The sequence below is a fragment of the Dialister histaminiformans genome (genome assembly GCF_900103425.1).
Lineage (GTDB): Bacteria > Bacillota > Negativicutes > Veillonellales > Dialisteraceae > Allisonella > Allisonella histaminiformans.
Map to the genome: position 1 here is coordinate 47,566 of NZ_FMXA01000005.1, position 21,644 is coordinate 69,209.

General features: G+C 47.0%; 18 protein-coding genes and 1 other annotated feature. Of the genes, 16 read left to right on the top strand and 2 right to left on the bottom strand.

Annotation, left to right across the window (positions count from 1 at the left end; all coding sequences use genetic code 11):
* Nucleotides 1-37 precede the first annotated feature (37 nt).
* Nucleotides 38-1,183, top strand: coding sequence for a DNA/RNA nuclease SfsA (gene sfsA / locus BLQ79_RS02180; protein ID WP_091363374.1), 1,146 nt, complete (start codon nt 38-40; stop codon nt 1,181-1,183).
* A 100-nt stretch (nt 1,184-1,283) separates the two neighbouring features.
* Here sfsA and lgt read toward each other — a convergent pair whose 3' ends face one another.
* A complete protein-coding gene (gene lgt, locus BLQ79_RS02185; RefSeq protein WP_091363376.1) occupies nt 1,284-2,063 on the bottom strand; it encodes a prolipoprotein diacylglyceryl transferase in 780 nt (259 codons plus the stop codon).
* Between the two features lie 253 nt (nt 2,064-2,316).
* Between lgt and leuS the strand changes: the two genes are divergently transcribed.
* From leuS to BLQ79_RS02210, 5 genes are all read left to right on the top strand, one after another.
* Nucleotides 2,317-4,785 (top strand): leucine--tRNA ligase, encoded by a 2,469-nt coding sequence (gene leuS / locus BLQ79_RS02190; protein ID WP_091363377.1) that lies wholly within the window; start codon nt 2,317-2,319, stop codon nt 4,783-4,785.
* Between the two features lie 151 nt (nt 4,786-4,936).
* On the top strand, nt 4,937-6,565 hold the full coding sequence (locus BLQ79_RS02195; RefSeq protein WP_091363379.1) for a nucleoside kinase: 1,629 nt from the start codon (nt 4,937-4,939) through the stop codon (nt 6,563-6,565).
* 75 nt (nt 6,566-6,640) lie between these two features.
* A complete protein-coding gene (locus tag BLQ79_RS02200; protein ID WP_091363381.1) occupies nt 6,641-7,552 on the top strand; it encodes an NAD(P)/FAD-dependent oxidoreductase in 912 nt (303 codons plus the stop codon).
* 15 nt (nt 7,553-7,567) lie between these two features.
* Nucleotides 7,568-8,215, top strand: a complete 648-nt coding sequence (nth, locus tag BLQ79_RS02205) for an endonuclease III (RefSeq protein ID WP_091363382.1) — start codon at nt 7,568-7,570, stop codon at nt 8,213-8,215.
* 330 nt (nt 8,216-8,545) lie between these two features.
* The gene (locus BLQ79_RS02210; RefSeq protein WP_091363384.1) at nt 8,546-9,802 is read left to right on the top strand and encodes a diaminopimelate decarboxylase family protein; all 1,257 of its coding nucleotides are present in this window, start codon (nt 8,546-8,548) and stop codon (nt 9,800-9,802) included.
* A gap of 263 nt (nt 9,803-10,065) precedes the next feature.
* Here BLQ79_RS02210 and BLQ79_RS02215 read toward each other — a convergent pair whose 3' ends face one another.
* Entirely contained in the window at nt 10,066-11,019 is a 954-nt protein-coding gene (locus tag BLQ79_RS02215) for a nitronate monooxygenase (RefSeq protein ID WP_091363386.1), read from the bottom strand.
* Nucleotides 11,020-11,394: 375 nt separating this feature from the next.
* Here BLQ79_RS02215 and BLQ79_RS02220 point away from each other — a divergent pair, with 375 nt between their 5' ends.
* From BLQ79_RS02220 to BLQ79_RS02265, 10 genes are all read left to right on the top strand, one after another.
* The gene (locus tag BLQ79_RS02220) at nt 11,395-12,435 is read left to right on the top strand and encodes a sugar-binding transcriptional regulator (RefSeq protein WP_159427816.1); all 1,041 of its coding nucleotides are present in this window, start codon (nt 11,395-11,397) and stop codon (nt 12,433-12,435) included.
* 14 nt (nt 12,436-12,449) lie between these two features.
* Nucleotides 12,450-13,466, top strand: a complete 1,017-nt coding sequence (gap, locus tag BLQ79_RS02225) for a type I glyceraldehyde-3-phosphate dehydrogenase (protein WP_091363391.1) — start codon at nt 12,450-12,452, stop codon at nt 13,464-13,466.
* A 2-nt stretch (nt 13,467-13,468) separates the two neighbouring features.
* Nucleotides 13,469-14,665 carry a phosphoglycerate kinase gene (locus BLQ79_RS02230; protein WP_091363393.1) on the top strand — a complete coding sequence of 399 codons (1,197 nt, stop codon included), beginning with the start codon at nt 13,469-13,471 and terminating at the stop codon, nt 14,663-14,665.
* Entirely contained in the window at nt 14,662-15,408 is a 747-nt protein-coding gene (tpiA, locus tag BLQ79_RS02235; RefSeq protein WP_268761813.1) for a triose-phosphate isomerase, read from the top strand. Before BLQ79_RS02230 ends, tpiA begins: the two co-directional genes overlap by 4 nt.
* Before the next feature lie 17 nt (nt 15,409-15,425).
* On the top strand, nt 15,426-16,724 hold the full coding sequence (gene eno / locus BLQ79_RS02240) for a phosphopyruvate hydratase (protein ID WP_091363395.1): 1,299 nt from the start codon (nt 15,426-15,428) through the stop codon (nt 16,722-16,724).
* A gap of 452 nt (nt 16,725-17,176) precedes the next feature.
* Nucleotides 17,177-17,722, top strand: coding sequence for a ribonuclease M5 (gene rnmV, locus BLQ79_RS02245; protein ID WP_091363397.1), 546 nt, complete (start codon nt 17,177-17,179; stop codon nt 17,720-17,722).
* Nucleotides 17,715-18,581 carry a 16S rRNA (adenine(1518)-N(6)/adenine(1519)-N(6))-dimethyltransferase RsmA gene (gene rsmA, locus BLQ79_RS02250; RefSeq protein WP_091363399.1) on the top strand — a complete coding sequence of 289 codons (867 nt, stop codon included), beginning with the start codon at nt 17,715-17,717 and terminating at the stop codon, nt 18,579-18,581. Before rnmV ends, rsmA begins: the two co-directional genes overlap by 8 nt.
* Nucleotides 18,582-18,624: 43 nt before the next feature.
* Nucleotides 18,625-18,815 (top strand) — a binding site (T-box leader).
* 52 nt (nt 18,816-18,867) lie between these two features.
* Nucleotides 18,868-20,181 carry a serine--tRNA ligase gene (gene serS, locus BLQ79_RS02255; protein WP_091363401.1) on the top strand — a complete coding sequence of 438 codons (1,314 nt, stop codon included), beginning with the start codon at nt 18,868-18,870 and terminating at the stop codon, nt 20,179-20,181.
* A gap of 545 nt (nt 20,182-20,726) precedes the next feature.
* Nucleotides 20,727-21,299, top strand: coding sequence for a hypothetical protein (locus tag BLQ79_RS02260; RefSeq protein WP_091363403.1), 573 nt, complete (start codon nt 20,727-20,729; stop codon nt 21,297-21,299).
* A 45-nt stretch (nt 21,300-21,344) separates the two neighbouring features.
* Entirely contained in the window at nt 21,345-21,587 is a 243-nt protein-coding gene (locus tag BLQ79_RS02265; RefSeq protein WP_234944891.1) for a DUF4321 domain-containing protein, read from the top strand.
* Nucleotides 21,588-21,644: the final 57 nt, after the last annotated feature.

The following is a 21,644-nucleotide window of genomic DNA, read 5'->3' on the forward strand; positions in this document are numbered from 1 at the left end:
AGGATGGGGTCCCCATCCTTTTTCTGTGGACAAAAAGATGAGACTATATAAGGAAAAGATAGTAAAGGGAATTTTTGTCAGCCGGCCTAACCGTTTTGTAGCCAGGGTAGAGATTCAGGGAAAAACAGAACTCTGTCATATGCCCAATCCGGGACGCATGAGAGAACTCCTTTTTCCAGGTACTGCGCTGTATGTTGTAAAGAACCATGGAGCACAGAGTAAGACTGCGTACAAGGTGGTCGGTGCTGAGCGGGATGGGATTCCTGTCCTGCTGGACACTGTTCGAGCCAATGATGTGGCAGAATACCTGATTACCATGCATAGGATTCCCGGATGGGAGTCCTGCCGGGTTATCCGCAGAGAAGTCACTATGGGGGACAGCCGGTTTGACCTTCTGCTTATGGATGAAGCGACCGGAGAAGTATTTCCTGTGGAAGTGAAATCCTGTACACTGTTTGGAAGCCAGGGAGCTATGTTTCCTGATGCGGTTACAGCCCGTGGGAGAAAACATGTGGAACATTTAGGGAAAATAGCAGAACAGGGTGGACATGCCGGTATCCTTTTCCTGGTGCAGTGGCCCAGAGCTAAATGGTTTTTGCCGGATTTTCATACGGATCCTGAATTCGCGGAAACCTTTTCCCGGTATATGGATAAACTGGACTGGAAGGCGGCGGCCATTTCATGGAGTGAATCGTTTGATATGCCGGAATCGGTAAAACTTCTTCCATCATCCCGGGAAGTCATCCAGGAGGAAAACAGGGAATATGGGAATTTCCTTCTCGTACTTAATAATGAAAAGGAACTGGCCTGGCCGGGACAGGTTTCGCTGCCGGCAGGATATTACCTTTATGTTGGTCATTCCGAAGGGCGGTTGACCGCAGTGGAAAATTCCTTCCGGAGAAAACGCAGGACCTGGCGCAATCCGGTAGACAGATTGCGGGCTTCCTGTCAGCTGGAGACGGTAATTACGCTTCGGTCTTCAGTGAATAACTCAGAATCTATTCAGAAACATCTGATTCAGGCAGGAGGTCAGCCAGTGGTGCTTTCTGATGATTCAGGAAAGGCAGCCTGTCTGTATTACCATAACAATCCGATAGAGACCAGAGAATTCAGCCAGGTAGAACTGTTCTTTGCCATGGACAGGTTTAACGAATGCATGCATATGGCAGAAATAAAAAAATAAGCACAATAAAAAGCAGTAGGCCGGAGAAGAACTCTGCCCCTGGAGGGGAGAGTTCCCTGTGGCTTACTGCTTTTTTAACGGTGAAGGGGTTGCGGCAGGATTAATCTTTCAGAGAATGGTTCTTCCAGTAAAAATAAATAAAAAGCGCAGTGGCAATCATGAATCCGCCTAATGCAGTCACCTGTGCGCTCTTAAGGCCAAAAGTAAGGTGGACATAATCTCCACGGAAGTACTCAAGGAAAAAGCGAAGCAGGGAATACAGCATCACATAGAGGCAGATAACCGTGCCTCTGGGGCGCTTTTCACAAACATACCAGATGAGAAGAACAAAGATGAGGAGGTCACCCTGACATTCCCAGACCTCAGCCGGCCATAACGGCTGGGAACCATAAGCCTTATAGGCCAGTGTGGTATGCGGGTAAAGAAGGCCAAAATCTGATCCGGTAGGGTGCCCGAAGGCGTCACCGTTCATGAAATTGGCAATGCGTCCTACCGCCTGGCCCAGGATAATGGCCGGTGCCACCGTATCGGCAAAGGGGAGAACAGGAATCTTATATTTCTTAAGATAGAAATAAGCGGCTATGCTGGCCAGGATGACGCCTCCCTGTATCGCCATACCGCCTTGCCAGACAAAAGGAATTTGCAGAAGATGATCGTGGTAATATCCCCAGTCAAAGAAGAAGACATCCCAGAGTCGACCTCCGATGATACCGAAAAAGGCAATAACCAATCCCAGATTGAACATATGCTCTTCCCAGTGATGGCCCTCTTTCTGCAGAAGGAAATAGGCCATGATACAGCCGGATAGAATGCCTAAGGTGAAGAAAATACCATAAAAGCGGATAGGCCAGCCGCCGATAAAGAACAGATACTGGTGCATAAATACCTCACAATGCAGGAAAGAATATGGGAATTAATTTCATTGATATAATCAAATCACATAAAATTTATCATCAATATCCTTATTATATTACCTGAACATGTATAAGCAAATATGGACAGAGAAAGAAAGTATACAGTAAGAAATAACTAGCTATTTTAAGCATGGTGTTGTAAAATGTAACGTATATATAAAGTTAAATTGGAGTTTATGCTTATACAGGCGACACAATAACTTATGGAAGGTGATGCACATGGTAGACAAATACGTACCTCAGGAAATTGAAAAAAAGTGGCAGAAGAAGTGGCTGGAAGATAAGGCCTTTGCCACGAAACAGGATCCGGACAAGAAGAAATATTATGTTCTGGAAATGTTCCCATATCCATCTGGGAATCTTCACATGGGGCATGTAAGAAACTATTCGATTGGCGATGTGGTTGCCAGATTCAAGAAGATGCAGGGATTCAACGTCATCCATCCTATGGGATATGATGCTTTTGGTATGCCTGCTGAAAATGCTGCTATCAAGCATGGTATTGCTCCTGCAAAATGGACATATTCCAATATTGAAAACATGACCCGTCAGCAGAGAGAACTGGGATTGTCCTATGACTGGGACAGAGAAGTACTGACCTGTCGCGAAGATTACTATAAGCATACCCAGAAGCTGTTTGAAATTTTCTATAAGCGTGGACTGGCTTATAAGAAGGAAGCTAAGGTTAACTGGTGCGACACCTGTCATACCGTTCTTGCCAATGAACAGGTAGAAGAAGGCAGATGCTGGCGCTGTAAGAATCCGGTAGTGAAGAAGAACCTTTCTCAGTGGTTCTTCAAGATTACTGCCTATGCAGACAGACTGCTCAAGGATTTGAATAAGCTGGAAGGCTGGCCAGAACGTGTTAAGACTATGCAGAAGAACTGGATTGGCCGTTCCACCGGTACACAGTTCAGCTTTGCAGTGGAAGGCATGGAAGACAGAATCGAAGTCTACACAACCCGTGTTGATACCGTATACGGGGTGACTTATGTGGTTCTGGCTCCGGAACATCCTCTGGTTTCCAAGTTGATTGCAGGAAATCCGGAAGAAGAAAAAATTCGCGCCTTTATTGACAAGGTAAAGAATGAAAGTGATATTGACCGTACAGCGGAAGGTGCCGAAAAGCTGGGGATGTTTACCGGAAGCTATGCAATCAATCCGATGAATGGTGAACGTGTTCCGATCTGGATTGCCAATTATGTATTGTATGAATATGGTACAGGTGCCGTTATGGCTATGCCGGAAGGCGATGAACGTGACTGGGAATTTGCTAAGAAATACAACCTGCCGGTAAAGATTACTATTCAGAATCCGGAAGGGTCCCTCAAGCTGGAAGATATGGAAAACGCATATACTGAGGAAGGTGTGCTGGTTAATTCCGGGGAATTCAATGGATTGAGCGGCAATGAAGCCAGAGAAGCTATTACCCGTAAGATGGAAAAGATGGGCATAGGCGAAGAAAAGGTAAACTATCGTCTTCGTGACTGGCTCATTTCCCGTCAGCGTTACTGGGGCTGCCCGATTCCGATTATCAACTGCCCGGATTGCGGACCGGTTCTGGTACCGGAAAGCGATCTGCCGGTAAGACTGCCGGAAGACGTTGACTTTGTGGCCGGAGCTATGTCCCCGCTGCAGACCAGCGATGGGTTTGTTCACTGCAAGTGCCCGCACTGCGGAAAGGACGCTCTCCGTGAAACCGATACCATGGATACATTCATTGATTCTTCCTGGTATTTCCTGCGCTATTGCGACCCGCATAATGCAGACGAACCGTTCAACAGAGAAAAGGCAGACTACTGGATGCCGGTTGATCAGTATATCGGTGGTATTGAACATGCCATTCTGCATCTGCTCTATTCCCGTTTCTTTGTCAAGGTTCTTCATGATGAAGGCCTTGTATCCGCAGATGAACCGTTTACCAACCTGCTCTGCCAGGGCATGGTGCTGAAAGACGGCGGAAAGATGAGTAAGTCAGTCGGCAATGTAGTCAGCCCGGAAGAAATCGTTAACAAGTACGGCGCGGATACAGCCCGCCTCTTCATCCTCTTTGCCGCTCCGCCGGAAAGAGATCTGAACTGGAGCGATCAGGGCGTAGAAGGTTCTTACCGTTTCCTGAAGCGTGTATGGGCTATTACAGAAAAGTATCTGGAATTCAAGGGCGCTGACGGAGACAGCCTGACAGCGGATGAAACCGCATTGAGACGTCGTCTCCATCAGACCATTGCCAAGGTAACGGATGATCTGGATGGCAAGTTTAATTTCAACACCGCTATCAGCTCTATCATGGAACTGGTTAATGCCATGTACCTGTTCATTGAATCCCACGGGGAAATCAATACAGCACTGAAGCATGAACTGCTCCGCAGCCTGCTCATCCTCCTTGCTCCATTTGTTCCGCATATTACGGAAGAACTCTGGCAGAAGCTGGATGAACCGGAAGCCAGCGTTCACGAAGCGGAATGGGTTAAGGCCGATCCGGCAGCTCTGGTAGTTGATGAAGTAGAACTGGGCGTTCAGGTCAACGGCCGTGTACGTGCCGTTGTATCTGTTCCGGTATCTATGGACAGAGAAGCAATTGCTGAAAAGGCAAAAGCTCTTCCGGAAATTAAGAAGTTTACGGAAGGCAAGAAGATTGTCAAGGTTATCGTTGTACCGAAGAGAATCGTTAACATTGTAGTAAAATAAAAAATAAATGCAAGAAAGGGTTTCTGCTCAGGCAGGGGCTCTTTTTTGCGGTCCATCGCAGGATGGTAATGTAGTCCAGGGAAGGGGTTCAGTGGATAGGTTATACTAAGGACAGGTAAATTGTTGCAGTTGAGATAAAGGGGGATATATCATGAAGATGATTTCACAGGGTACAACTGTCAGAATTGCCAGGGGAAGTACCTTTGGAATGCTCAGAGATACCCTGAATCTGGGAAGAGATAAGGTACTGGCAGAATATAATGGAGAACTGTTTGGGATGGGGAGGGAAATACCGGATGCCGGTGAGGTCCGGTGGTGGTCCATCCATTCTAAATATGGATTCCAGGCGTATCAGAGAACGCTGGTTCTGCTTCTGGACTATGCCATTTACCGGATGCATAATAAAAAGCTGGGGGTGGAAGTAAAACATTCTATGGGCAGTTCGCTGTACTGCGAATTTACTGATAAGCATGTGCCGCTGAAAAAAGAAATGGCCGATATCACCAGAGAAATGCATCAGATTATACAGGAAAAAGTGCCACTGACAGAACACGTGGTGGCCAAAGAACCTGAGCTGGAGAAACTGGCGCTGTCTGTATTTGGGAAAGATCAGCAGAAGAAGATTAATAAGATAAAGAAATCCATGCATGTTTACTCCTGTGGAACCTGTTATGACTGTTTCCTTGGAGCATTACTTCCGGACTTCAGCTATATTAAAGAGTTTTCCCTTTCTCCTTATGCCCCTGGCTTCTTGCTGCATTGCCATAATGCAAAGACAGGAACCGGTGAAAAAGAAGGAGAAGCCATGTATGCCCGCGTGTTCCTGGAAGCTCAGGAATGGGGAGAACGTATTGGGTGCAAAAATGTGTGGGAACTTAATCATGCCATAGAAGAGGGAAAAGCATTCCGGCTCATTTCCATTGCGGAAGCATTGCAGGAAAAGAAACTGGCCTGGCTGGCCGACTCTATTGCATTCAGTCGTCCGGGAATACGTATGGTATGTATGGCCGGACCATCTTCCTCCGGAAAAACCACATTCATGAACCGGCTGATTGTGCAGCTCTGGGTAAACGGAATCAAACCGGTCACCATTTCTCTGGATGATTATTACAGGGAACATCCTCCGGTTTCCTCGGGAAATAAAGAAAATTATGAAAATCTGGACGCGCTGGATGTGCCGCTGTTCCAGCGGGTAATCAGTGGTCTTCTGGAAGGAAGGGCTATGAGGATTCCTCATTTTAATTTCAAAACAGGGAAACGGGAATGGTCGGCGCAGGAAGTAAAACTGGAAGATAAACAACCGGTGCTGGTGGAAGGGCTGCATGCACTGAATCCTGAACTTACCAACTTTGTCCCCGGATATCAGTGTATGCATATTTTCCTGTCTGCATTGACCCAGCTTTCCATAGACAGGCATAACCGTATTTCTACATCAGATACCCGCCTTGTTCGACGTATCGTCCGAGATAGCTGGGCAAGAAATAATACGCCGGATGATACACTGAGTGCCTGGGCAAACGTGCAACAGGGAGAAAGAAAAAATATATTCCCATTCCAGGGGCGGGCAGATGTGGTTTTCAATACCGCACTCATTTATGAGCTTCCGGTGCTCAGAACCATGGCAATTCCTTTACTGAAAAAAGTGAAACCGGAAAGCCCTAATTATGGAGAAGCCCGCCGCCTTATTGATTTCCTGCACCTGTTTGATACGATCGACTGTTCACTGGTTCCTGACAGATCTCTTCTCCGGGAATTTATCGGTGGAGGAAAACTGGTGTAAAGAAGTTGACTATATCGAAAAAATACGATAATATGAGTATATCGAATTAATTGGATTTACGAAAGAGGTGGTACTATGTACGACACCATAGTTATAGGCGGTGGTCCGGCAGGGCTTACTGCGGCATTGTATACGGTTAGAAAAGAAATGAAGACTATACTGGTCTCTCCTGATATCGGGGGCCAGATGCTTCTTACGAATGAAATTGAGAACTATCCGGGATTTGATTCGGTGGCAGGATATGAACTGGCTGATAAAATGGAAGCACAGGTTAGAAAATATCCGGTAACCATTGAATATGCATCTGTGGAAAAGTTCAGAAAAGGAAAGGATGGAACCTTTACCGTATCTCTGGATGACGGACAGGAACTGCATGGCCGGACGCTGATTGTTACCGCAGGGAAAAGGAACAGGACACTGGATATTGATGGAGAAGCCCGTCTTACCGGCCGCGGCGTAAGTTACTGCGCCACCTGCGATGCACCATTTTACCGCAATAAGGTGACGGCTGTGGTTGGCGGCGGAGACAGCGCGGTGCAGGCGGCCATGGAATTGGCAGCCATTGGGACAAAAGTATATCTCCTTGTTCGAAGCCGTATCCGCGCTTCAGAAATCCTGGTAAACCGGCTGAATAAACTGCCCAATGTAGAAGTTATGATTGGTTATTCTCCGGTTCGTATTACCGGGGATAAGAAGGTGGATGGGGTAGATATCCGCAACAACTCCTCCAAGGAAGAGTCTCATATTGAAGTGGACGGACTCTTTGTGGAAGCTGGCGGTATTCCCAACAATGCCTATCTTCCGGAAGAAGTGGCGGTAAATGGCAAAGGGGAAATCCTTACTGATAAGGATGGTCTTACCAATGTGCCGGGGCTCTTTGCGGCAGGAGATGTGACAGATCGGGAAGCCAAGCAGGTGGTCATTGCGGCAGGAGAAGGGGCAGTGGCTGCCTTGTCTGCGCATGCTTTTCTGCTGAGAAACGAATAACAGGGAGACGATAGGATGAGAGTGACAAAAGCAATTAAGAAGGAGCAGTTGCGGCGATTGCAGGAAGTATATCGCGATGCCAGACCGGCGTTGCATTATACAAGCCCTTTTACATTGCTGGTGGCTACTATTCTGTCTGCACAATGTACAGATGAACGGGTGAATGTAGTGACGGCCCGCCTGTTTCCACGGTTGGATACCCCGGAAAAGATGGTACAGCTCACACAGTCCGAGTTGGAAGGAGAAATCCATGACTGCGGGCTGTTTCGGAGCAAGGCAAAACATATTCTGGCTATGTCCCATATGCTCATAGAGAATTATGGCGGGGAAGTGCCTGAGGAGTTTGATGAACTGATTAAGCTCCCGGGGGTGGGGCGCAAGACAGCCAATGTGGTACGCAGTGTGTACTGGGGGTATCCGGGCATTGCAGTAGATACCCATGTATTCCGCGTTTCCAACCGCCTTGGTCTGGCCAAAGGGTCAACGCCGCTGGAAGTGGAGATGGGGCTTCAGAAAGTCATTCCCATAAAAGACTGGGGACACGCGCATCATTGGCTCATATGGCATGGTAGAAAAATATGTCATGCCAGGAAACCAGAATGTGAGAAATGTTTCTTAAGTGACATTTGTCCGTCATCGACTGTACAGCATTCAAAAAAGTAAATAATGAAAAAGGCCTCTGATATTCATCAGGGGCTTTTTGTATTGAGAATAAAGATATGAGGATATAGGTTATGTTATGCTGGCTCTGCTACCGAAAGGCCGTGCACTTCAGTGCTCGTTTTTTCTAACCATTGGTTTAAAACAATAACTTATATGATATTAATTTAGCTGAAATTGCAATGTTATATAATTTAAATGGGATTTCAAGAAGAATCAGATATTAATAAATAATATGTTTTGAACGTTGACCTCTGTCGTGAAGCATGTTATACTTTCATCATTACATATAGAAGAAATTCTTGGTAAATTTATATGAAAGAGGTGCAGACGATGTCTACAAAGAGTTTTCCATTAACACTGGAAGAATTAAGAAGAATAGCCGATGAATATGGCACTCCATTTCACATCTATGATGAACAGGGAATACATGATGGAGTAAAACGTCTGCAGAACGCATTTGCCTGGAATAAGAACTTTTTTGAATATTTTGCGGTAAAGGCGACCCCGAATCCGTGGATTATGGATTCACTGAAGAGTATTAATGTCGGGGCGGATTGCAGTTCTCTGGCAGAGCTGGCCTTATCGGAAGCTGTAGGTCTTTCCGGTGATGAAATCGTATTTTCCTCTAATGAGACTTCGGATCAGGAATTTATTAAGGCCTGTGAACTGGGGGCTATCGTTAATCTGGATGATAAGAGCCTTATCAGCGATCTGAGAAGACTGGACCTGCATCCGGACAAGGTATGTTTCCGCTATAATCCGGGACCGGATCTTGCGTTTGGCAATGATTTTATCGGAAAGCCGCAGGAAGCTAAGTATGGTATGACGAAGGAACAGCTTATGAAGGGAGTGGCCTGGGCCAGGGATGAAGGAATTAAGTATATTGGTATTCACACCATGGTTATTTCCGCAGAACTGGAACTGACAGGACTTCTTGGTACTATTTCCATGATGTTTGATCTGGCGAATGAAGTGCGTGAACGTACCGGAGTTACGGTTTCCTTTATTGACTTTGGCGGAGGTATTGGGATCCCTTATCGCCCGGATCAGAACGGGGTCAATATTGAAGCACTCGGCGAAGGAGCTCATGAGCTCTTTAATCAGAAGATGCAGGGATTTGAGAATACCCGGATTTCCTTTGAATGCGGACGGTATATTACCGGGCCGCATGGATGGCTGGTAACAAGGGCTATTCATCACAAGAAGATTTACAGAAATTATATTGGTGTGGACGCATGTATGGCTGACCTGATGCGGCCGGGCATGTATGGTGCGTATCACCATATTACAATAGCCGGGAAGGAAAATCAGCCAGAAGATTTCGTATATGATGTGGTAGGATGCCTCTGCGAAAACAATGACAAGTTTGCCATCCAGAGACATCTTCCGGAAATCGAGAGAGGGGACTTAATTATCATCCACGATACCGGAGCTCACGGACACAGCATGGGATTCAACTATAATGGCCGGCTTCGTCATCAGGAACTGTTCATCCGGACGGATGGGACAATTCAGAAGATTCGCCGGAATGAAACGCTGGCCGATCTGTTTGCTACATTAGATTATCCTGGGTTGAAGAAAGAATAAAAAGACGCAGTCTCCAGTGTACTGGTAATACGGATTCCAGGCGGATAAAAAAGAGAGAGGAAACAACAGAGATACTGAGGTTTCCTCTCTCTTTCTGTACCAGACCTATCATATAATAAAAAGTGAAAGAGGAAGAAATCTGAAGTAATTGGGATTTCTTCCTCTTTTTGCGGAACAGGGACTGTCTGTGCAGCCTTGACGGTCTTTGATATGGAAATCCTTTGCATTTCATAAGGCTGTGGAATGTAAAGGATTTCATTATCTTATTCTTTAATAACGGTAGCCGCCTTATTCAGCGTCTTTTCTGTTTCAGCAACCAGTTCTTCCATGATTTCCTGCATAGGCTGAATCTTATTCAGATGGGTAAGGGACATGCCGGCCAGCACATAGCCTTCATGAATGTCGCCTTCCTGAACAGCCCGTCTGGTGGTGCCGCGGGAGAGAGCGCGCAGTTCATCGATGGAAGCGCCGCTGTATTCAGCTTCCAGGTAACGTCTGGTGAATGCATTGCGCAGACCACGGACACTGTCGTTTTTCGAAAAACCGGTAACGGTGGAATCCTTGTCACTGGCATGGATGATGGCTTCCTTATACGCCGGATGTACCTGGCATTCTTCAGAAAGAAGGAAACGGGTACCCATCTGTACACCGGAAGCGCCCATAATCAGCGCGGCGGCAATACCGCGTCCATCCACAATACCACCGGCAGCGATAACCGGTACTTCTACGGACGGAATGACATTTTCCATAAGGGCCATAAGTGTCAGCTTGCCATCATGGCCGCCGGCTTCCATACCTTCAATGATGATGGCATCCGCTCCGCGTTCCTGTACACGCTGAGCCAGCTTAACTGTTGGAACGATGGCCAGGGCACGAACACCTGCCTGGTGGAGCGGGGCGATATAAGGGGAGGCGTTGCCTGCACCGATGGTTACAAAAGGAACTTTTTCATCGCACACCAGCTGGGCGATATCATCCTTGTTTGGAGCCTGAAGCATCAGATTGACGCCAAATACCGCACGGGAACCGCACATATCACGTACTTCATGGATATAGTTCTGTACTTCATCTACAGTGAAACCGCCACTGGCGATGACACCGGCCCCGCCTGCGTGATAAATGGAAGCGGCTAGCTGTGATTCAGAAATATAGGCCATGGCGCCCTGGATAATCGGATAATCAATTCCCAATAATTCAGTAATTCGTGTTTTCCACATAAGTTAATATATGTTCCTTTCTCGTTGGTTCATGTTGCTTTTAAATGGTATAAAACAATGTATTGTTGTATATTGGACGTACCATGCATAGATATATATGCAATGAGTCGAACGTTATTATTATATAAAACGCGCGGCAGGTAATGCAAGCCGGATGGATTGGCAGTCAAACGGAAGTTCCGGAAGGGGAAGAGGTGTGATAAAGAGTACAGAAAGAATAATTAAGTAGACACATCAATATGATTAATAGATTAAAGTACACTTATTTTTTATAAAAGCTATACTGGTATTGAGAACGAAAGGATGCTGTGATATACTAATGTCAGGATTTTTATCACACAGTATAAATGAGACAGCCATGTTAAGGAGAAAATGATGCGTGATGATTCATTGCTTTTGATACTTGTGCCAGAACTGGCACAGGTTACGCAGGAAAGATACAATATTCTTCACCAGATTTCTCTGCTTAGCCCGGTGGGAAGACATCTGCTTGCTGTATCTACTAAGTTATCAGAATCCGCAGTGCGGACCCATCTGACCATTATGGCAGAACAGGGACTGGTAGAGGTGCGGCCAAATGGGATCAGCCTGTCACGTAAGGGAGAAACTCTGCTTACGTCATTTTCTGATGCTCTGTATAAAGATCCGACACTGGAAGATATGGAAAAACGCCTGCAATCGCTGCTTTCCATGGAGAGGGTAGTGATAGTACGCGGCGATTCCGATGCTTCAGGAGCAGTAAAGGCCAATCTTGGATGCCGGATGGCGCAGGAACTGACAAAGGTCGTGCGCGATGAAAGTATTCTGGCTGTAGGCGGAGGGGAGACCCTGTCGCTTATGACCGACGCTCTTCCGGAGATTCATTCTCCGATTTCCATGAGGCTTACTGTAGTGCCGGCCAGGGGCGGATTTGGTGCAGAAATTAAGTACCAGGCGAACCTCATTGCGGCCAGAACAGCGGAAAAGCTGGGAGGAACCTATAAACTGCTCCATGTACCTGATGGAATCAGTCCAGGGCTCATCCGGCAGATTCGGAATGAATCCCCGGAAACGGCGGAAGTGGAATCCCTGATTCATCGGGCGGATATCCTCGCTATAACCATTAACGGAGCGAGAGATATGGCCAAGGTTCATCAGCTCCCTCTGGATGTATGTGAAAGACTGCATGAAGAAGGAGTCTGCGGAGAAGCGCTGGGGGTGTATGCGGACATTCACGGGAAAGTGCTGTATCGCATGTATAACCTGGGAATATCTGCAGATGAATTAAGTTCAGTGTCTAATGTACTGATTGCGGCCGGCGGGTCGCACAAGGCAAGGGCTATTCTGTCAATGGCCAGGGCTGGCGCCCGTGGCGTACTGATCACAGACGAAGGCGCAGCGAAAGCTATACTGGAATTGACTGAAAATAATAATTAACAGGAGAGATAACTATGACTAAGACTAAAGTAGGAATTAACGGATTTGGCAGAATCGGCAGACTGGTATTTCGCGGGATGCTGGAAAGAGATGATCTGGAAGTAGTAGCTATCAACAATCCAAGCGGCGCAGCTAATGCGGCATATCTTCTCAAGTATGATACAGTGCATGGCCGTCTGGACAGAGAGGTAATCGTAGATGGAGATACACTGATCGTTGATGGAAGACGCGTAGCTGTACTTCATGACAGAGATCCGGAAAATCTGGACTGGTCCTCCTATGATGTCGAAATCGTTGTTGAATCCACAGGCAAACTGAAAGATAAGGCCAGCGCGTCCAAGCACATCCGCGGCACAGTAAAGAAGGTTATTATCACTGCACCGGGCAAGGATGAAGATGCAACCATCGTTATGGGTGTAAATGAAGAAATCTATAATCCGGAAAATCACTCCATCATTTCCAATGCTTCCTGCACCACAAACTGCCTGGCACCGGTTGTCAAGGTACTGAATAATACCTTTGGTATCAGAAGAGGCCTTATGACCACCGTTCACTCCTATACCAATGACCAGGCTATTCTGGATAAGAACCACAAGAAGGATGCAAGAAGAGGCCGTGCAGGGGCAGAAAACATTATTCCAACCAGCACCGGCGCCGCTAAGGCCATTGGTCTTGTTATTCCGTCCATGAAGGGCAAGCTTAACGGTCTGTCCATCCGTGTACCAACCCCGGATGTTTCCCTGGTCGATCTGGTATGCGAACTTAACGTAGACGAAGTAACCAAGGAAGAAATCAACGCAGCACTTAAGTCGGCCAGCGAAAATGAAATGAAGGGAATTCTCGGATATACCGACGAACCATTGGTATCCAGCGACTTCCGCGGAACCAATGAATCCTCCACCGTGGATTCTTCCCTGACCATGGTCATGGATAAGAACCTGGTTAAGGTTATTGCCTGGTATGATAACGAATGGGGCTATTCAGAAAGAACCATTGATCTGGTAGCTTATGTGGCATCGAAAGGACTTTGATCATGAATAAGAAGACCATTTATGACATTCCTGTAAACGGAAAAAAAGTATATGTTCGCGTAGATTACAATGTTCCTCATGATGAACAGGGGAATATTCTGGATGACAGAAGAATCCGTTCCACCCTTCCGACAATCAACTATCTGCTGGAACATGGGGCAGCGGTTATTCTGGCCAGCCATATGGGACGTCCGAAAGGACAGATTAAGCCGGACCTTTCTCTGAAGCCAGTAGCTGCCAGATTGTCTGAACTCCTGGGCAGAGAAGTCAAGTTCGCACCATCATGCGTTGGGGAAGAAACCCGTCAGATGAAAAAGGCACTCAAGCCGGGAGAAGTACTTCTTCTTGAAAATCTTCGCTTTGAAAAAGGAGAAGAAAGGAATGATGAGGACTTCGCAAGAGAACTGGCTGAAGGCTGCGATGTAGCAGTAAATGATGCGTTCGGTTCCTCCCACCGTTCCCATGCATCCATTGTGGGTGTAGGACATATCCTTCCTATGGTGTCCGGCCTTCTTATGAAAAAGGAAATTGACTTCCTCGGCGGAGTCATTGATCATCCGGTACGTCCGTTTGCGGCCATCATCGGCGGCGCTAAGATCAGCGACAAGATTCATGTCATTGCCAATCTCATGGAAAAGGCGGATGTCATCCTCATCGGTGGCGGCATGGCCAACACATTTGTGGCAGCGGAAGGCTACGATATGGGTAAGTCCCTCCAGGACAGAGACAGATTTGATCTGGCTAATGAACTGCGTGAACGGGCTAAGAAGCTCGGGTCCCACATTATGCTTCCGGTAGATTTTATGGCCGGTGATTCCTTCTCGGAAAAGGCAAAGACCCGTGTACTGACCGCAGAAGAATTCGGAGATCCATGGATGGCTCTGGATATCGGACCGCGTACCATTGAACTGTATGTAGAAACATTAAAGAAGATGAAGACCGTAGTATGGAATGGCCCGATGGGTGTATTTGAAATGAAGCCATTCGCTAAGGGAACCTATGCTATTGCCAATGCGGTGGCTAATCTGGATGCTACCACAGTTATTGGCGGCGGCGAATCCGCAGCGGTAGTGGATCAGATGGGGATCGGAGATAAATTCTCCCATGTTTCCACCGGCGGCGGCGCCTCCCTGGAAATGCTCGAAGGTATGATTCTCCCTGGTGTAGCTATCCTTGCTGATAAGGAGGAAGCTCGTTGAGACAACCATTGATTGCAGGCAACTGGAAAATGAATCTGGGTTTGAAAGAAGCCGTTTCATTGATTTCAGAACTGAAGAAGGTAAAACCGAATAAGGCAGAAATGCTTATTTGCCCTCCCTTTGTTGACTTGCCGGCAGCATCGGAAATGGTACAGGGCACACATATTCAGCTGGGTGCACAGAATATGTATCCAGAGGAAAAAGGAGCATTTACCGGAGAAATTTCCCCGGCCATGCTGAAAGAACTGCATTGCCGGTATGTCATCTGCGGTCATTCTGAACGGCGTCATATTATGGGGGAAAGCGATGAATTTATTCACCGCAAGGTGGTAAGCGCTCTGGCGCATGGCCTGACCCCCATTCTCTGTACCGGGGAAACCGCAGAACAGAGAAATGAAGGCCGGACAGAAGAAATTATCCGGGAAGAGCTGGAAACAGCGTTGTTTAATATCCCGTCAGAACAGGCGGAAACCATAGTCATTGCCTATGAACCAATCTGGGCCATCGGTACCGGAGTGGCTGCTACAGCGGTAGACGCACAGGCGGTTGCGCATTTCATCCGCGGAGAACTTACTCGCCTGTATGGAGAAACCACAGCGGAAAAAATCCGCATTCTCTATGGAGGCAGTGTAAAGGCAGCCAATATCGAAGACTTTATGGCGCAGAAGGATATTGACGGGGGATTAATCGGCGGAGCCAGTCTCAAAGCCGCAGAATTTAAGGAAATTTACGAAAAAGTATAAAGGAGAACAGCGTAACCATGGCACTTATTACGGACGTACATGCAAGAGAAATTCTGGATTCCAGAGGAAATCCTACAGTAGAAGTAGATCTGGTACTGGAAGATGGGACATTTGCCAGAGCGGATGTACCATCCGGCGCATCCACCGGTATGTTTGAAGCAACAGAACTCAGAGATGGAGATGCATCCCGTTATAATGGCAAAGGCGTATTGAAGGCCGTTGAAAATGTAAATAAGGAAATTGCCCTTCATCTGATTGGTATGGAATCTACCGATCAGAGAGGCATCGATGAAATGATGATCGCTCTGGACGGAACCAGTAACAAGAGCCGTCTGGGCGCTAATGCCATCCTCGGAGTTTCTCTGGCGGTAGCTCAGGCATCCGCGCAGTCCTGTGGACTCCCGCTGTATCAGTATCTGGGCGGTACCAACGCATATACCCTGCCGGTTCCAATGATGAACATCATGAACGGCGGTGCACATGCGGATAATAACGTGGATATCCAGGAATGCATGATTATGCCGGTAGGTGCGAAGTCCTTCCATGAAGGCCTGCGCATGTGTGCAGAAGTATATCACGCACTGAAGAAAGTACTGGCTTCCCGTGGCCTTAGCACCGCGGTAGGAGATGAAGGCGGTTTTGCTCCTGACCTTCCATCTAACGAAGCGGCTCTGGAAGTAATCTGTGAAGCGGTTCGCGCAGCTGGCTATGAACTGAAGAAAGACATTGCTCTGGCACTCGATGTGGCAGCCTCTGAACTGTATGATGAAAAGGATGGCCTCTATCATATGGCAGGCGATCACAAGGCAAGAACAGAAGAAGAAATGATTGCTTACTATGAACATCTGATTGAAGCCTATCCAATCGTTTCCATCGAAGATGGTCTGGATGAAGAAGACTGGGAAGGCTGGAAGAAGCTCACTGCCAAACTGGGGGACAGAATTCAGATTGTAGGTGACGACCTGTTCGTTACCAATACCAAACGTCTGGCTAAGGGCATTGAAATGGGAGTAGCCAACTCCATTCTGATCAAGGTCAACCAGATTGGTTCCCTGACTGAAACCTTTGATGCCATTCAGATGGCACACCGCGCAGGATATACCACCGTGGTATCCCACCGTTCCGGTGAAACAGAAGATACCAGCATTGCGGATATTGCCGTAGCGGTTAATGCCGGACAGATTAAGACAGGCGCTCCATGCCGTACAGAACGTGTAGCTAAGTATAACCAGCTTCTCCGTATTGAAGAAGATCTGGGTGATAGCGCCTGCTTCGAAAGCAAACGCATTAACGATGTGCTGGCTGTCAGAGACTGATTAAGAATTTACACTTTATACTTATCCTTCTGCCCTGAAAATTCAGGCAGAAGGATTTTTATTAGGTTACAGGGCATTTCGTGTGTTTTTTAATTCCAATGAAGCTGGTATTTATTGAGCTTCATTGGCGCGACAACAAAGGATTGTTTTTGTGGAATCATGCCAATGGCTTGTCATGATTGTCCGCACTTTCTTAGTGTTCTATCACTCGAAATTTTCACATCGAAGATTTTGCCGTCTCGAACCGAAGGCTTGCGGACCTTGATTGAGACTTAGTATTGAATTATGGAACAATGCTTTTTGTCCTATATCCCGTATATGCCATATGTTTTTCGGTCTATACCTTTTGCCAGTCGATATGTATTTTCAGTTGACTAACTAAAGGAAAAAAGGATATCATAAAACGATTGAACAACTTAGTATCGCTTCTATGAGAGCGGATAAGGAGACAAATGATAAAACAAGTCATAGTGGTAGAAGGAAAATCTGATATAGCCCGCGTTTCCCTTGCGGTAGAGGCAGATATGATTGCGACAGGTGGATTGGGGCTATCTGATAAAGTTATTGAACAGATACGCTGTGCCTATGAACGGCGGGGGATTATCATCCTTACCGATCCGGACGGACCGGGAAATCATATACGGCAGAAACTGACGAGACTGTTTCCAGACGCGCTGCAGGCATTTGTACCTAAGGCGGAAGCATCCACAAGTACAGATGTAGGGATAGAAGACGCTTCACCGGAATCCATTCGCAGAGCACTGGCCAATGCGCATGCCCTTACCTGCACGCTGGAGGAGACATTTACCATGAGTGACCTGATTCGTGCTGGCATGGCCGGTGGCAAAGGGGCGGCCGCCAGAAGAGAAAAGGCGGCAGAAAAGCTGCATATTGGTTATGGCAATGCCAGAAGTTTTCTGAAGCAACTTAATCATTTTAATGTGACCAGAGAGGACTGGGAACGTACAATTAGCGAAATGGAGGATACGAATGCTTGAAATTGAACTGGCCGACAGGAAAGTCGTTTCCTATCTGATTAAAAGATTTGGAATTCATGCCAAACATAAACTGGGACAGAACTTTCTGGTAAGACCGGATGTAGTAAGGGCTATCGCGGAAGCCTCAGAAATTGGAGAAGGAAGCCGTGTACTGGAAATCGGGCCCGGTATCGGGACACTGACTCAGGCGCTGGCCAGAACTGGCGCTGAGGTTACTGCCGTGGAAATAGACCAGAGCCTGGGAAGAATACTCTCCCATACACTGGAGCTCTATAAGAATATCCACATCATTTATGATGATGTGTTGAAACTGGATCTCAATAAACTGATGGGGGATAAGGAATGGCATGTAGCGGCTAACCTGCCATATTACATCACTACACCGATTCTTCTTCATCTGGTACAGTCAGACCTTCCTATCAGCACCTTTGTCTTCATGATGCAGAAGGAAGTGGCAGAACGCATTATGGCGTCACCAGGAACTAAGGCGTATGGTGCGCTGACACTGGCTGTGCAGTTCTACTGCACCTCGGAAGTGGTGATGGATGTTCCTCCGTCTTCCTTTATTCCAAGACCTGCCGTAAATTCCACCGTTCTGAAACTGGTGAAACGGGATAAACCAGCGGTGGAAGTAAAGGATACCCGGCTGTTTTTCCGCATGGTGAAGATGGCGTTTGGGCAGAGAAGGAAGGTATTTACCAATGCCATGAAGGCCGGTGGTATTTCCGCGGAACAGGGAAAGGAAATCCTTGCTGCCTGCGGGATTGATGGCAAACGCCGCGGGGAAACATTCTCCATGGAAGAATTTGCCAGTCTGGCAGATGCGTGGTATGACCTGATTCATAAAGATAAGGAATAATCGCGGTTGTCTTTACAAAAATTTTCTGTGGTTGTATAATTTTGTTAACATGAGGAATGAGAATAATCATAGGAGGCTTTCCTGAGAGAGCAGGCGGTTGGTGCGAGCCTGTGAAAGCCCAGTGAGTTCCGCTCAGGAGTGGCCGGCGATGAGTCGGACGGGAGTACCCGATATAGTACATAGAGCTGGCTTAAAGCAACTTGGGTGGTACCGCGAACAGACTTCGTCCCATTGGGATGGAAGTCTTTTTTTATCATAGCGGATAGTTTTTTTGAGGTGATTACACATGCTGGATATGAAATTTATCAGAGAACATGCTGACGAAGTCAAACAGAACCTGATTAACCGTCACAATGCGTTTGACCTGGATAAGGTGCTGGAACTGGACAAACAGAGAAGAGCCCTGCTGACTGAAACTGAAAAGCTGAAGAGCGAAAAGAATGCGGTTTCCCGTGAAATTCCGGCGGCTAAGAAGGCAGGTAAGGATGTACAGCCGATTATCAAGGCTATGAAGGAAGTAGGCAAGAAGATTGATGCCATCGATACCCAGCTGAAGGATATTGATACCAACCTCCATGACCTGCTGCTCCGTATTCCGAATATGTGCGACAAGAGTGTTCCTCTTGGAAAAGATGACAGCGAAAACCCGGAAGTACGCCGCTGGGGCGAACCAAGACACTTTGATTTCCCAATCAAGGCACACTATGAACTGGGCAGTGATCTGGGAATCCTTGATTCGGACAGAGCCGGTAAGGTATCCGGTTCCCGCTTCTATTTCTATCTCGGCATGGCTGCCAGACTGGAACGCGCTATCTATAACCTGATGCTGGATATGCACACACAGGAAAGCGATTTCACAGAAGTTATTCCACCGTACATCATCAACGGTGCGTCCATGCAGGGCACCGGCCAGCTGCCGAAGTTCGCAGAAGATATGTACAAGGTGGAAGGCGAAGATATGTACATGACTCCTACGGCAGAAGTTCCGCTTACCAACTACTATGCCGGAGAAATTCTTGATGGGGATATGCTTCCTGTACATCTTACCGCGTTTACTCCATGCTTCAGAAAAGAAGCAGGTTCTGCCGGTAAGGATACCCGCGGCCTGATTCGTCAGCATCAGTTCCACAAGGTAGAAATGGTTAAGTACTGCAAGCCGGAAGACAGCTGGGATGAACTGGAATCTCTGACCCATGAAGCAGAAAGAGTGCTTCAGAGACTGGAACTCCCATACCATGTAGTATGTCTGTGCACCGGAGATATCGGATTCTCCTCCGCTAAGACTTATGATATCGAAGTCTGGATGCCGGCTCAGAACAAGTACCGTGAAATTTCCTCCTGCTCCAACTGTCTGGACTTCCAGGCACGCCGTGCCAACATCAGATTCCGTCGTCAGCACGGAGCTAAGCCGGAATTCGTTCATACACTGAATGGCTCCGGTCTGGCAGTAGGCCGTACCGTTGCGGCTATTATGGAAAACTACCAGCAGGAAGATGGATCCATCCTGATTCCAAAAGCTCTGCAGCCATACATGGGCGGCGCAACCGTAATTACCAGAAGAGAAGGCTTCAAGAGCTCCAAAGGAAAAGATGCTGAATAATAAAAGCTGATTTTTTCCAAATCGGTCTTCAAATAAAGAGAGCAACTGCTGTACAAAAGCAGTTGCTCTCTTTTGATGCTGGAATACAGAAATGCAATGACGCTCACAATCACAATGCATCGCTTATGCAGAGCTAAAACTCATGGTCCGCAAAAATGGCTATGTCATTTTTGGGTCGGTGTAAACTCCAGGAGTTTACAAGTCGGCAATCCTCCGGCTCGGGGAGGTGCAAAACATATTGTTTTGCAAGAGTGAAGCAGAAGCTCTTTTATAAAATGCTAAATGATAGAATGCAAAAGCTAAGAAAAGGGAGGGCGCCAAAAGAAGCTCCTTTCTGAAGATAAAGGGGGACCGTAAATCTGCAAACGAAGGTTGCGAGCTTTACGCCATATGCAATATCCTTCACTCAAAATCTTCCGTTGGAAGATTTTGCAGTCTCGGGCCGAAGGCCTGCGGTCTATGAGCTTCAGCTCATACTGGCTCATAATCCGGACCAATGTTATAATTGATAAGATACATAATTTGATAAGGAAAAGAGCAGACATATGAATACGAAAAAACTTATTTGCTCACTGGCAACTGCAGCTGTGGTTATGCTTATGAGCGGATGTGGAAATCAGTCGATTGAAGATCAGTTTGTTTTTGGAAAGACACGTGTACATTGCGCGGATGCTACCATTACCATTAACAGCCCATTTGAACTGGCAGTCAATGGTAAACAGGCTGACCTGGGACCAAGAGATACCGATTCGGTCAATGCAGAAGGACATAATCAGAATATTCAGATTATTGTCAGCGCTTCCCGGGCTGGTTCCGGAGAAACAGTGGACTCTGAAAAGCAGAAGGCACTGGATATTATGACCAGCGATCAGATGCTGACCAATCTGAAGACAGACGTTAAGACCGCTAAGGCGGCGGGACAGGATGCCCAGGTACTGACATTTACCTTTACTGAAAATGACCAGGGCATGTCTACCAATCTGACAGTTATTGAATATATCTTTGAATATAAGAACGTAGTATGGCGGACCATCTATCAGTTCAGGACAGATGATCCGGTGGGCAAAGCACTGGCAGAAAGACTGGCAGGAAAGATTTTACCTGGTACGGTCATCTGATGGAAAGGACAGGAGTTTATGCATTTTGGAGGCTCTAAAGGCTTTTTGACCTTGGTTTTATTTCTCGTTGCCGGAGCACTGCTGGGATCTATGCTGGGCAGTTTTCTGGAAACGGAAAATCTGACCGGTATACTGGCGTATCTGTGCAAGACCTATGAAGTATTTAACCTGAACGATGTGATGATGAATCTCGGTGTACTTCAGTTTCACTTTGGACTACGCATTGCGCCGAATCTGATGAGTATCATCGGATTGTGCATTGCTGCATGGCTGTTTAACCGGTTTTGAAATGAAAAAAGGCTGTTTCAGGGATGAAGGATGTCCTTATTCCTGCGGCAGTCTTTT